The sequence below is a fragment of the Actinoplanes sp. NPDC021490 genome (genome assembly GCF_055562135.1).
In genome coordinates this window covers 168,249-181,603 of sequence record NZ_JBVHFW010000024.1, presented here as the reverse complement: position 1 = coordinate 181,603, position 13,355 = coordinate 168,249, and the positions used below count along the sequence as shown (strand labels likewise).

9 protein-coding genes and 1 pseudogene are annotated in these 13,355 nt (G+C 70.8%); 4 read left to right on the top strand and 6 right to left on the bottom strand.

All coding sequences use genetic code 11. The annotated features are described in order from the left end of the window. Positions 1–354 precede the first annotated feature (354 nt). From ACZ3I4_RS43690 to ACZ3I4_RS43680, 3 genes are all read right to left on the bottom strand, one after another. The gene (locus ACZ3I4_RS43690) at positions 355–2,184 is read right to left on the bottom strand and encodes a PAS domain-containing protein (RefSeq protein ID WP_465388042.1); all 1,830 of its coding nucleotides are present in this window, start codon (positions 2,182–2,184) and stop codon (positions 355–357) included. A 139-nt stretch (positions 2,185–2,323) separates the two neighbouring features. Further along, positions 2,324–3,187, bottom strand: a complete 864-nt coding sequence (locus ACZ3I4_RS43685) for a hypothetical protein (RefSeq protein WP_465388051.1) — start codon at positions 3,185–3,187, stop codon at positions 2,324–2,326. A gap of 57 nt (positions 3,188–3,244) precedes the next feature. Then, complete coding sequence (locus ACZ3I4_RS43680; protein WP_465388041.1) at positions 3,245–4,021, bottom strand: enoyl-CoA hydratase-related protein; 777 nt, start codon at positions 4,019–4,021, stop codon at positions 3,245–3,247. Positions 4,022–4,057: 36 nt separating this feature from the next. On the opposite strand from ACZ3I4_RS43680, the pseudogene ACZ3I4_RS43675 reads away from it, so the two are divergent. Then, positions 4,058–4,309: pseudogene (locus tag ACZ3I4_RS43675) on the top strand (radical SAM family heme chaperone HemW); the annotation flags it as partial. Between the two features lie 174 nt (positions 4,310–4,483). After that, positions 4,484–5,434 carry a radical SAM family heme chaperone HemW gene (gene hemW / locus ACZ3I4_RS43670; protein ID WP_465388050.1) on the top strand — a complete coding sequence of 317 codons (951 nt, stop codon included), beginning with the start codon at positions 4,484–4,486 and terminating at the stop codon, positions 5,432–5,434. Positions 5,435–5,469: 35 nt separating this feature from the next. Here the strand turns inward: hemW and ACZ3I4_RS43665 are convergent, their stop codons facing one another. After that, on the bottom strand, positions 5,470–6,144 hold the full coding sequence (locus ACZ3I4_RS43665) for a DUF4870 domain-containing protein (RefSeq protein WP_465388040.1): 675 nt from the start codon (positions 6,142–6,144) through the stop codon (positions 5,470–5,472). A 161-nt stretch (positions 6,145–6,305) separates the two neighbouring features. Here ACZ3I4_RS43665 and hrcA point away from each other — a divergent pair, with 161 nt between their 5' ends. Further along, a complete protein-coding gene (gene hrcA, locus ACZ3I4_RS43660; RefSeq protein WP_465388039.1) occupies positions 6,306–7,328 on the top strand; it encodes a heat-inducible transcriptional repressor HrcA in 1,023 nt (340 codons plus the stop codon). Positions 7,329–7,345: 17 nt separating this feature from the next. Continuing rightward, complete coding sequence (gene dnaJ / locus ACZ3I4_RS43655) at positions 7,346–8,488, top strand: molecular chaperone DnaJ (RefSeq protein ID WP_465388038.1); 1,143 nt, start codon at positions 7,346–7,348, stop codon at positions 8,486–8,488. Between the two features lie 77 nt (positions 8,489–8,565). Here the strand turns inward: dnaJ and ACZ3I4_RS43650 are convergent, their stop codons facing one another. Next, positions 8,566–12,606, bottom strand: coding sequence for a tetratricopeptide repeat protein (locus ACZ3I4_RS43650; RefSeq protein ID WP_465388037.1), 4,041 nt, complete (start codon positions 12,604–12,606; stop codon positions 8,566–8,568). 98 nt (positions 12,607–12,704) lie between these two features. After that, positions 12,705–13,316: an NAD(P)-dependent oxidoreductase gene (locus ACZ3I4_RS43645; protein ID WP_465388036.1), complete on the bottom strand. Its 612-nt coding sequence runs from the start codon at positions 13,314–13,316 to the stop codon at positions 12,705–12,707. Positions 13,317–13,355: the final 39 nt, after the last annotated feature.

Below are 13,355 nucleotides of genomic sequence, written 5' to 3'. Positions count from 1 at the left end.
ACACCCCCTACGACCCGGCCGAACACCGCGCCCTGCAAAACCTACTCACCTCACCCCCATCAACCGGTTGACACAGGGCACTCCCGCCGAGGGCCCGGGCGGTCCGAGCAGGGCGCGGGGCGCCCAGAACGCTCGGCCCACCCGGGCGACGTGCGTGAGTGGTTGCGCCCGAAAACCGCCCGGTCGCGCGGAGATGAGCGAATCCGTTAGCTGATTGGACCCCACGGCGGGTGAAACTCGGCATGCATGGCGCTCGGGTCGCGGGGAGCGGCGGGCGCCGTGAAACGCGCGTGAGCTTGCCGACCACGACGGAGCGCGACCCTGGCTTGAGTGGTGACTTGCGTACGGGGTTGGTCAGTAGCGGAACTTGTGTTGGGCGCTTCGGCGGTTTACCCACGCCGGCAGGTCGTCGAGGTGCTCTCGGTGGGGGAGCTGGTCGACCGTGTCGGCGGAGTCGGTTACGGGGCGCATGGTTACCACGAAACCCTGGACCAGGCGGTCGCCGCGCAGGTCACGGTAGGTGGCCTCGACCAGGGACTGGCTGTGGTCGGGGCGGCGCAGGGCGCAGAACATGGTGCCGTCGCCGCCGGTGGAGAAGGCCCGGCGGATCTGGCCCCGGTCGTCCGGGTGGACCAGGTCTCCGAGGGTGGCCAGCGGGGAGAGCTTGTCGTCGCCCAGCAGGTCGTGCAGGGCCGGGCTGGCGTATCGGATGCGCTGATCCTCGTCGAGCACCAGCATCAGGTCGGCGGTGTTGCTGATCACGGCACGCAGGTAGAGGTCGCTGTCGCGGCGGCCCACCGCCTCGACCAGGCTGATCCGGTCGAGGGCCAGCGCGGCCTGGCCGGCCAGCACCTCGAGCGCGTCGTGGGCGTCGGTGAGGGCGTCCCGGTGGCCGGTCAGCACGACCGCGCCGCCGGAAGGACGGGCCACGGCCAGCGGTTCCAGCCACAGCGGGCAGACCAGGGTCGTCTCCTCGGTGGCGGCCGAGCCGGACCCGAACAAGCCCTCGAAACGGCGTACCAGAGCAATGACCCATCGCGGCCAGAAGGCGCCCTCCGGACCGGCGCCGGCGTAAGCAGGCCCGAAGACGTAGGAGCCGTCAACGATGTCCGCACCCGGCTCGCGGGTCGGACCGTCGTCGGCCCGGAAGACATCGTCGGTGAGAGGTTCCGGGATCGCGTCCTCCACCCACCAGGTGCGGCGGGGACCGGGCGGGGCCGGCGGGAGCTTCTCGGCGGTCAGCCGGCGGTCGTCGGGGGCGAAGACCAGGCGGCGGACGGCCTCCCGGGGAAGCAGGGCGGCCACGGCGCTGCGGACGGCCTTGTCGACCGCGGGCAGGTCAGTGGCCGAGACCAGGTCGGCGTTGGCGCTCCGCAGACCCCGTTCGCGGCTCAGGGCCTGGCTGTTCAGGGTGATCGAGTCGGCCAGGCGGGTGATCGTGAGGGTCAGGGTGATGGCGCCGGCGATGGCGATCGGGACGCCGTCCTTGACGTCGCCGTGCAACGCCTCGATCAGCAGGACGATGGGCGGGGTGGCCACCGACGCGCCGAGCAGGGCGGCCCACCGGCCGTGCCAGTGCGGCGTACGGGAAGGCATCGGCTGAGTCAGGCGCACCATCGACGGGTGCAGTGCGGCCAGGCCCCAGGTCACGTAGAGCACACGGTAGCCGGTCTCGGCGGCCTCGCCGGGGAACAACGGGTACAGCACGTCACCGGCCAGCAACCCGATCGAGCCGGTCAGCAGCAGCATCGCCGCGACGTTGCGGCGGACGGCCAGGTTGAGCCGGGTGGCGACCGCGATGAGCAGCAGCGAGCCGATCACGTCGGACGCCGAGATCTCACCCAGGACGGGGTTGTCGCCGATCACGAACACCCACACCACGAGCAGCCCGGCGCAGGCGAAGGCCAGCAGGTCGAGCAGCCGGGCCCGGTCGACGAGCACCGAGCCGCCCTGCGTGAACTGCCATAACGCGCCGACCACGAACACGAACATGGCGAGATAGCACGCCGTGGCCGAAGCCATCACGTCAAATGCGTAGAAAACGTCGCCGATCGCCAGGACCGCGACCGCACCGGCCAGCAACAGCCACGGCATGACCCGGGCCGGGCGGTGCCACCGCAGGCCCACGATGATCGCCGCGCAACTGCCGACACCCAGGAGTATCCACTCGATCGCCCTCGACACGCCCTACTTAGTACCAGGGTGGTAGCACTCTGTCCATGTCGATGTATACGCTACGCAACTGCGTACCCAAATCGCTCATCATCACTGCGCGTAATCATTTGTCGGGCCGAAACTTTCGGTGCGGGCCCGAAAGGGGACGTCAGCTGAAGACTTCGGCGACGACCCGGCCGGTGCCCGCCGCACTTTCCGCGGTTACCGCCTGCCATCGGCCGTCGGGCGCGTGCCACTCGAGGTCGCCGAAACGTACCCGTTCGAGACCGGTCGCCGAGGCGTGCGCGACCAGCCAGTGGGCGTAACGCCAGCCCGCGCTCGCGTTCGCGACCTTCACGGTCAGACCGCCGTCCTGCTTGGCCGTCGCCGACTCGGGCAGGCCCTTGCCCCAGTCGAGCCGCAGACCGTCCATCACCGCCGCCGCCGCCTCGGTGCCGCGCAGCACCGGGCTGCCGCTCACACTGCACTCCACGGCCCCGGTCGCGCGCCCGGTCAGGGCCCGCGCCAGCACCGCCGACTCGTCAGCCCATTTCTCGTACGCGTTGGGATACGCCGAGCGCTGCACCCGCTGCGCCGCGTCGGTGACCCGCATCTTCTGGTAGCCCTTGACCTTCTTGAGCGACGAGTAGAACTTGTCCGCCGCGTACCGCGGGTCCTTGATCTGCTCGATCGTGCCCCAGCCCTGGCTGGGCCGCTGCTGGAAGAGGCCGACCGAGTCGCGGTCGCCGTCGTCGAGGTTCTCCATCTTCGACTCCTGGAACGCGGTGGCCAGCGCGACCACCACGGCCCGTTCGGGCATGCCCCGGCGCAGGCCCACGGCGGTGATCGTGGCCGCGTTGGCCATCTGCACGTAGTCGAGCGTGACCTCGCCGTCGGCCCGCACCGTGCACTCGGGGCCGATCTTCGGCAGTTTGATGCCGTCGGAGAAGGTGTTGACGACGGCGAAAACGCCGAGGGCACCGACGAGCGCGATGATCGCGAGCGCCACGACCGGTGACTTGCGCACCCACACCCCCAAGGCGTTGTTGTTCAGGCGACAAGAGTAGTCAACGAAGTCACCCGATCTGCGTCACCCGTCCGATATGGGGGCGGCGGGAATCCAGCTCGCGGGCCGCTTCTCGCGCAGAGCGGCCATGCCCTCGCGGCCCTCGGCCGAGCGGAAGTAGCCCGCCGACCGCGAGGCCAGTTCGGCCAGTTCGGCCCGGATCGGCGTACGGCGGAGAAGTTGCTTGGTTCCGGCCAGGGCGAGCGGGCCGCCCAGCACGAGGCTGTCGCAGTACCGGCGTACGGCGTCGTCGAGGTCTTCGGATGGCACGGCCGCGCTCACCAGCCCGATCTCGGCCGCGCGGGAACCGTCGAAGACATCGCCGGTCAGATAGAGCTCGGCGGCCGCGCGCGGGGACAGCCGGGGCAGCACGGTCGCGCTGATCACGGCCGGGATCACGCCCAGGCGCACCTCGGAGAAGGCGAACGTGGCGTCGCGCGCGCAGACGGCGATGTCGGCCGCCGCGATCAGGCCGAGACCGCCCGCGCGGGCCGGGCCGCCGACGCGCGCGACGACCGGCTTGGGGAACTCCCAGAGCGCGGCCAGCACGTCGGCGATCATCTCGGCCGGCACGCGGCCGTTCTCGCGGGCCTCGGCGGTCTCCTTGAGGTCGGCGCCCGAGCAGAAAACCTTGCCCGTATGGGACAGCACGACCGCGCGGACGGACGTGTCGGTGAGCGCCTCGCTGAGCGCGTCGAGAAGCTCGCGCATCAGGGGGGTGGACAGGGCGTTGCGGTTCGCGGGGGAGTCCAGGGTCAGGGTGGCCACCCCGGCGTCGGTGACGGTACGGACCAGAGCCATGGCGGAACCCTAACGGGCAGCGTGCACACTTGATGGATGGCCGGTGCACTTCCCGAGGGCGAACCCGTACCGCAGGACGGGTCTCTGCCCGGCGAGGCGACGGCGCACGTCGGAAAAAACGGATTCGCGGTGTATGTCCATGTGCCGTTCTGCGCCAGCCGCTGCGGTTACTGCGACTTCAACACGTACACCTCGAGCGAGCTGGGCGGCGGCGCGTCGCGTGAGACCTATGCCGACGCGGTTCTGCAGGAGCTGAGACTCGCCCAGAATGCGATAAATCCCGAAAAATCGGGCGGGCGGGTTGGTGGGGGCAGCGGCGGTGGCTTGAGCGGATCTGCGGGCTCCGGTGCCGGTGGCGGCGGTGGTGCCAGTGGCGGCGGTGGTGGCGATGGTGGCTCCGGTGCCGGTGCCGGTGCCGGTGCCGGTGGTGGTGGTGGCGGGATCGCTGGGGGCCGGGGGGCCGTGGACACGGTGTTCTTCGGCGGTGGCACGCCGACGCTGCTGGCCGCGGACGACCTCGGGCGGATTCTCGAGGGCATCGACAAGACGTGGGGCCTGGCCGCCGACGCCGAGATCACCACGGAGGCCAACCCCGAGTCGGTCAACCCCGAATACCTGCGCAGGCTGCGGGGGCACGGGTTCAACCGGATCTCGCTGGGCATGCAGTCGGCGGCGCCGGGCGTTCTGCGGATTCTCGACCGCAAGCACACCGCCGGTCGCGCTCCCCAGGCCGCCGCGGAGGCGCGCGAGGCCGGGTTCGAGCACGTCAACCTCGACCTCATCTATGGCACGCCGGGGGAGAACGCGGACGACTTCGCTCAGTCGCTGCGGGCGGTGATCGACTCCGGTGTCGACCACGTGAGCGCGTACGCGCTGATCGTGGAGGACGGCACCCGGATGGCGGCCCGGATGCGGCGCGGCGAGATTCCGTACCCGTCCGACGACGTGGCCGCCGACCGCTATCTGGCCGCCGAGGCCGCCCTGAGCGAGGCCGGTTTCCAGTGGTACGAGGTCTCCAACTGGGCCACGAGCGACGAGGCGCGCTGCCGGCACAACCTGCTGTACTGGACCGGCGCCGACTGGTGGGGTCTCGGGCCGGGCGCGCACAGCCACGTCGGCGGGGTGCGGTGGTGGAACGTCAAGCATCCGGCGGCGTACGCGGGAAGGCTCTTGGAAGGTCTGTCGCCCGGTCAAGGTCGCGAGCTGCTCAGCGCCGAGGACAGGCACGTCGAGGACGTGATGCTGCGGGTGCGGTTACGCACGGGCATCGGGCTCGACCGGGTCGACGCGGTGGGTGCCAAGCAGGCGCTGGCCAACGGGCTGCTCGACCCCACGGCGTACGAGGAAGGGCGTTTGATCCTGACGCTGCGTGGCCGTCTGCTGGCCGACGCGGTGATCAGGGACGTGGTGTGACGCGCCGGGCCCCGTACCCGGCGCAGTCGGCCGCGCTATTTGATCAGGTTGATGGTGAGCGGGTATTTGTACGGCTCGTTGTTGCTGGCCTTCACGCCGGCGATCACGCCGAAGATGATGGCGATCAGCGCGGCGATCGGGATGATCACGAAACCGATGACGGCGCAGGCGGTGGCCCAGCCGATCAGGGTGACGACCGCCCACACGATCTGGAAGTTGAGGGCCTTGACCGCCTCGGCCCGGACGACCGGGGACTGGTTGCCCTTGGCCAGCATGGCGATCAGCGGCACGATCCAGCCGGACAGGCCGCCGCCGACGAGAGCGCCGAGCGCGCCGCCGAAGTGGGCGATCATGATCCAGGTCTTGTCGTCCTGGTTGGGAGCCGCGCCGTAGCCCGTGGGCGGCTGCTGATAGCCGTACTGCGGGGGCGGGCCGCCGTAACCCGGGCCGCCGGACGACGGCGGCGGACCGCCATAGCCCGGACCGCCGGATGAGGGCGGTGGGGCGCCGTAACCAGGGCCGCCGTAACCCGGGCCGCCGGACGACGGCGGCGGGGCGCCGTAGCCGGGGCCTCCCGACGAAGGCGCGCCATATGGAGGCGGCGGAGGCGGTGTCGAACCGGAAACCGGGTCGTTAGCCGCATAAGGGTTGAACGGCGTTGTCGGGTCGTACGGATTACCTTCACCGGGCGGGCGAGGTGGTTCAGTCATGGCTGACACCGTAGAGCCGCAGTTCAATGCGGTCGAGGGCGACTCGCTGATCGAACCGGCCAATAGACACTGCACTCGATCATCGCGCTCCCGACGGTGGCGACGTAGACTGGCACTCGGTCGCCAAGAGTGCCAGTCGCAGCGAAGGGGGAGGGGTCATTGTGAGTCTGGATGACCGCAAGCTCGACGTCCTGCGGGCAATCGTCGAGGACTACGTCGAGACACAGGAGCCGGTCGGCTCGAAATCGCTGGTCGAGCGGCATCAGCTCGGCGTCTCGCCGGCCACCGTGCGCAACGACATGGCGGTGCTGGAGGAGGAAGGCTACATCCGGCAGCCGCACACCAGCGCCGGGCGCGTGCCCACCGACGCCGGCTACCGGCTGTTCGTCGACCGGCTGTCCAAGGTCAAGGCGCTCAGCCCGGCCGAGCGCCGGGCCATCGAGCGTTTCCTGATCGGCGCGGTCGACCTCGACGACGTCGTGCACCGCACGGTCCGGCTGCTCGCCCAGCTGACCCGCCAGGTCGCTGTCGTGCAATATCCGTCGCTGGCCCGCTCGTCGGTGCGCCACCTCGAGCTGGTGCCGATCTCGACCACGCGGCTCATGCTCGTGATGATCGCCGACACCGGCCGCGTCGAGCAGCGCCTGGTCGAGCTGCCCACCCCCGTCCCAGCCGACGACGTGACCGACCTGCGCCGCCGCGTCAACGAAAAGCTGGCCGGGCAGAGACTGGCCGACACGCCGCCGCTCGTGCAAGGTTTGGTCGACGAGTGCACGCCGGCCAGCCGCGCCACCATGGCCTGTCTGGCCTCGGTGCTGCTCGAGACGCTCGTCGAGCGCAGTGAGGAACGCCTCGCCTTGGCAGGCACGGCTAACCTGACACGTGGGGGCGTGCTGGACTTCCAGGGCACGCTGCGCCCCGTCCTCGAAGCCCTCGAGGAAGAGGTCATCCTGCTCAAGCTCATCGGCGAAGTGGAACCGAGCACCACCCGGGTCCGGATCGGCGACGAGAACCAGATCGACAACCTGCGGTCGGCATCCGTGGTCAGCACCGGTTACGGCCCCGGCACGACGATCGTCGGTGGGCTCGGCGTGCTCGGTCCCACCCGGATGGATTACCCCGGCACCATCGCAACCGTGCGCGCGGTGGCACGCTACGTGGGCGACCTTCTAGCCCAGAACTGACGAGGATTGCGGAGCCCGTGGCCAAGGACTACTACGGCATTCTCGGTGTGAGCCGGGAAGCCACCGACGACGAGATCAAGCGCGCCTACCGCAAACTGGCTCGGCAGTACCACCCGGACGTCAACCCTGATCCGGAAGCGCACGAGAAGTTCAAGGACATCAACGCGGCGTACGAGGTTCTCTCGGACGACCAGAAGCGTCAGATCGTCGACCTCGGCGGCGACCCGCTCGCCCCCGGCGGCGGCGTGGGTCCCGGCGGTCCCGGCGGAGCGGGCGGCCCGTTCGTCGGCTTCCAGGACATCATGGACGCGTTCTTCGGCACGGCGGCCGGCGGCAACGCCCGCGGCCCGCGCCCGCGCACCCGTCCCGGCGCCGACGCGATCCTGCGGCTCGAGCTCGACCTGGTCGAGACGGCGTTCGGCGTCGAGGCCCCGATCACGGTCGACACCGCGGTGCTGTGCACCCAGTGTTCCGGCGCGGGCACGGCCCCCGGCACCCACCTGGCCACCTGCGACACCTGCGGCGGCCGGGGCGAGGTGCAGAGCGTGCAGCGCACGTTCCTGGGCCAGGTCGTGTCGTCCCGCCCGTGCGCGACCTGCCAGGGCCACGGCACGGTCATCCCGCACCCCTGCCCGACCTGCGCCGGCGACGGCCGCGTCCGCACCCGCCGCTCGCTCACCGTCAAGATCCCCGCGGGCGTCGAGGACGGCATGCGCATCCGCCTGGCCCAGCAGGGCGAGGTCGGCCCCGGCGGCGGCACCCCCGGCGACCTCTACGTCGAGATCCACGAGCGCCCGCACGACGTCTACTCCCGCAAGGGCGACGACCTGCACTGCCGCGTCACCCTGCCGATGACCGCGGCCGCGCTCGGCACCCGCCTGACGATCAAGACGCTCGACAGCGAGGAGGGCATCGAGGTCAAGGCCGGCACCCAGCCCGCGTCCACGCTGCGCATCCGCGGCAAGGGCGTACCCCACTTGCGGGGCCAGGGCCGCGGCGACCTCTTCGTGCACCTCGACGTCAAGACCCCGACCAAGCTGACCGCCGACCAGGAACGCATGCTGCGCGACTTCGCCAAGACCCGCGGTGAGGACGTCGCCGAGCTGAGCAAGCAGGGCGGCTTCTTCAGCCGGATGCGAGACGCGTTCAACGGCCACTAGGCCGCAGCGGGCTCGTCATGTAGGCCCGAAGCCGCCGGGCGCGCGCGGAGTAGCGAGCCTCGGGCCGGGTGCCGTGGTCATCGGGGTCGGTGCCGGGCGGCCTCGTCGAGGAAGTCCAGGAGGTTGGTGATCTCCGCTTTCGTCGGGAGGCATTTCGAGGCCTCCTGCACGAACACCGGGGTGCCGAGCTGTTCGCGCAGGTCGAGAAGCGCTTCGAGGTCGAACAGGCTGCTCATCTGGTCGTGTCCCATGGTGAACGCCGCGACGTGGTAGGGGACCGCCGCGTCCCCGCGCCCGGCGGCGGTCATGATCTGGCCGAGCTGGCTGTATGCCATACCGGCGCCGGTCGGCTCGCCGAGCTCCTCGAAAATGGCCACGGCCTTCTGCGTCTCGTCGTACGCCTTGTCGAGGTCGCCGCGTTCGAGGGCGAGCGCGCCGATGTGCGCGTGGTTCTGCCCGGTGATCAGCGGGGCGTCCAGCTGATCGCCGATGCGGACCGCTTCCCGATGGAGGCGCTCGGCCTCGGCGTGGTCGCCCCGTTCCTGCGCGAGCAGGCCGAGCGCGCCATAGGTGTGGGCCGCCCCGGCCGGATTGCCGGCCTGCTCGAACAGGGCGAGACCTTGCCGGAGGTGTCGCTCGGACCGCAAAAAATCGTTCTGCTGCTGGGCCAGGGCGCCCAGTTGCACATGAGTCTGCGCGGCGCTGATCGCGTTGCCCGTCCGCTCGTAGATCGCGAGGACCTGCCCTAACCGGAAGGCGGCCTCCGCGAGGTCTCCCTTCAGCATCGCGATGCTGCCGAGCTGCGCGTAACTCTTGGCCGCGCTCCCCTCTGAGTCCATCCGGATGAAGATGTCCGCGGCTTCCTGGTAGTGGTTCTCCGCCTGGGCCAGGTCGCCGTCGTGGAGCCGCAGATCGCCGAGGGCGTTGTGGACCGTACCCAGCGTCAGTTGGTTGTCCTCGTATTCGCCGTTGACCAGGGCTCGCCGGTAATGCCGCTCGGCGGCACGGGGGTCGCCCTGGATCAGGGCGAGCTCGCCCAGTGCGAGATGGGCCGAGGCCTGGATGGATCGGCTGTCGAGTTGCCGGCCGAGGCTCATCGCTTCCTGGTGATGGCGCTGGGCCGCCGGGTGGTCGTCTCTCAGGTGCGCGAGGCCGCCGAGTTGGAGATGACTGAAGGCCAGGTCTTGTGGAGCGTCGAGGCGTTTGAAGACGGCGGCGGAGGCCCGGAATCGGCGTTCGGCCTCCGCTATGTCGCCCTGCTGCACGGCGAGCATGCCGAGCACGAGGTTGGCCGCGGCCGCGTCCTTGGCGTTCCCGTGTTGCTCGAAGAGGGCGTGGGCCTGCTCGATGATCCGCACGGCGGCTGGATGGTCGCCGGCGAGCTGGGCGGCCGACCCCAGGTGCAAGAGGAGCGCCGGGCGGTGGGCCGAGTCGGCGGGCAGCCGGCTCAGGGTGTCGCGAGCCAGGCTGCCGATCCGGGCCGAGGAGCCGGACATCGTGGCGATGGCGAGGAGTTGCTCAGTGACCGCGACGGCCTCGTCCAGTCGCCCGGCCGCAAGCAGGTGGTGCCGGGCCTCCTCCAGGTCGTTGGCCAGGAAGGCGGCGCCCGTGAGCCGGGCCGTCGACTGCCATTGCCAGTAGGAGGCGGCGGCGCTGTGCGCCCGCTCGACCGGCCCTTCGGTGCCCCAGATCCGGTGCAGTTCGGAGGCAGTCCAGCGGTGCACGAAGACGGAGTCGTCGTCGGTGTCGTAGTGGACCAGGCTGCTGGCGGCGAGCACTCGGATCACTTCATGGATGCCGTCGGGCAGCAGCATCGGTGAGGTCAGGGTGGCCGCGAGCGGTTCCAGCAGCGGCCAAAGGGCGTTGCGCCGGCCGGCGGTCAGCGGGCCGTCCTCGTCCAGCGCGAGCGGCAGGTCGGCGATCTCCAGGCCGAGCCGGTCGAGGTGCTCTGCGAGTCGCTGTTCGGCGGCCGCTCTGTGCTCGGTGTCGATGCGGGTCTGATCAGACGGATCGGGCGTGCCGATGTGGAAGCCGAGCGCCAGGACCGGTACGGGCCGGCGGTAGACGCTGATGGCGGCCAGCACCTCGAGCGCTTGCGGCACGTCGGCCAGCCGCTCCAGGTGGGCGGTGAGGAGGATGTCGTCGGCGATCAGGGTGACGGTGTCGGCCACCGCCACATCCATCGTGCGGTCCTGGCTCAGCCACTCCGCCGCCCGGCCGGGACCGAGCCGGGTCGTGACGGCAGTGGTGAGCCGGTCGGTGATGTGACGGAATCGGGAATCCCCCGGGCCGAGCAACGCGTCGAGGTACTCCAGGGATCGGGGGTGGCCGCCGACCAGCCGCCAGATCTGCTCGACGCCGCCGTCGGTGCCGGCGTGGCGGTCCAGGTTGGGCAGCGACCAGACCAGTTTCCCGGTCTCCGCCGCGGACAGCGGCCCGACTGCCTTCTCCAGCACCCGCCCGGCCGGTGCCGGCCAGGCGATCGGGTAGCGGGAGGTGATGACCAACCGGCTTCGCCCGGGGCTGCTCAGCCAGGTCGTGAGCAACTCGGCGAGGTCGGGATCGGTGATCTGCCAGGCGCCGCCGGCCGGGGTCAGGTTGTCCTCGAAGTTGTCCAGCACGACCAGCATGGGGATGTTGTCCAGAACGTCCTCCCGCAGCAAGGCGAACCGGTCCGGCCACGGCAGATCCAGCCGAGTGGCGGCCCGGAGCGCCTCCGGCCGGGCCGGCGCCTGCCGCCGGGCCAGCTCCACCCGGGCCGTCTGGGCCACGGCGGCGAGCACGTCGTCGACGGTCAGCGTGCCGACGAGGGCGGCCACCCGCCATGCCGGATCCTGATGTGTGGTGCGCTGAAGAACCTCGGCGGTCAACGCTGTCTTGCCGATGCCGCCGATGCCGTGCAATACCAGGCCGGCGTACGCGTCGCCGTGCAGCACCGCCGGCAGTTCACGCTGGAGCCTGCGCCGGCCGACGAACTGTCCGACCGGCCGCGCCTGAAGCCGACCCCAGACCGCGGTACGCGCGAACGGCGACGGCACCAGCGGGACTGCCCGGTCGATGACCGCCACCTCCGGCCCGTTGGCCAGCACGACCACGACGCCCCACTCATCCAGGCCGGCCAGGAGACGGTCCGCCGGCTCCGCGGACAGCCGGAGCTCGCGCTGCACGGCGCGCCGGGCGTCGGAGATTGCGGCGATGAGGTCGGTGCGGGCGTTGGCGGCCAGCTCCTGGTAGACGCGGGCGAACAGCAGCGTGGCGTACCGGTCGGTCACACTCGTCTGGGTTCCGATCACCGCACACGCGCCGAGCTGCGCCAGTTGCGCGGCGAACGATGCACCGGACTGTCCGCCCTCGGCGTCGGTGTAACAGGCGGCGAGCGAGAGGACCGGCGGCATCTTGCCGTTCGGTATCCCCTCGTCGACCAGTTGCCCGGCGGTGACCATGCGGGCCTCGCCCTGCTCGTCTTCCAGGACGAGCAGGCCGGGCAGACCATGGGCGGAGATGTGCAGGACGTGGACGCCCCCTTCGACGTCCAGCGCCTCCCGGATCGCCGAGGTCGTCGCGAACGGGACCACCTCGACCCGGGCCGCACTCCGCCGCGCCGCGCCGACGGCCTGCAGGACGGCGCGCAGTTCCTGCTCATAGTCCAGCAGCGGGCCGCCGCCCTCGTCCGGTGACGCGATCGCCACCACGATGCGCAGCGGGCCCGCCCACCGCGCCGGCGCCGGATTGTCGGAGTGCCGGAAGACACTCACCCGCGGATGCAACGCGAGTGGCGTACCGGTCGACGGATCGGGCAGGGCCTCCCAGGGCAGCCTGCTCAGCTGGGGCGCGTCCACGGCGATGCGCAGAGCCACCGTGTGCCGGGTCGCCCGGTCGATCAGGTCGCGGAGCCCGTCGGCGATCGGATCCGGGAGGAACGACTCGGCCAGCAGCGATCCGGCCCGGCGTAGCGAGACCAGGCCGGGCGGCTGCCCGGCCGGGGAGAGGTCCCGGCTGACCTGCCCACGCTCGCGGTACACGTCGTGTAGCGCATTGGTCAGGCCTGGTGGTACTTCCTGATGCGGCGCCGAAATGTCGATACCGGCGCCGATGAGGCGTACCTCGTCCGCCGTCACCGACAACCTCACATCGAGCGGTGTCCCTCGGAAAGGTTCCACACCTGAGGTCTGACGGACGGGACGGGCAGCCGACTAGCTCAGCTCGCAAGCCTCGTTCACGAGGTGATGACCACCGCTCGGCGCGGGTAGGCGTTCTCGCGTAGTTCGGTGAGCATGAACCCCGCGAGGTCGGCGCGGGACACGCTGGCGGTGAAGGAGAACCGGAGGCCGGTTCCGGTGCGGTAGTTGCCGGTGCGGGGTCCGTTGGTGAGGACGGGTGCTCGGATCACGGTCCATTCGGTGTCACTGGCCCGGACGAGGGCTTCCATCTGTTCCTTGTCCCGGAGTACGGCCGGCTCGAGCAGCCACGACGCGGCGACGTAGGCGGTGCGGACGCGGCTCTCGGCGACGCCGTAGTTGCTCAGGATGATCAGTCGGCGGGGGCCGTTGCCGGCTGCCGCGGCCAGCACCGTACGGATGCCTTCGGTGCAGATCTGCGGACCCCGTCGTTGCCTGCCCAGGGCGCTGATGATGGCGTCGGTTCCGGCCAGGGTGCCGGCCACCGCGGCGGGATCGCGCACGTCGCCGCGGACGACGTGGAGCTGGGGGTGCGGGTTGATCCGGGCCGGATCACGAGTGAGGGCGTTGACCTCGTGGCCGTGTTGCAGGGCGAGCTCGACGATGACACGGCCGGCCCGGCCGGTCCCGCCGAAGATGGCCAAACGCAATGGAGACCCCCGGAGTATCTATCCGGCACACGCGTACCG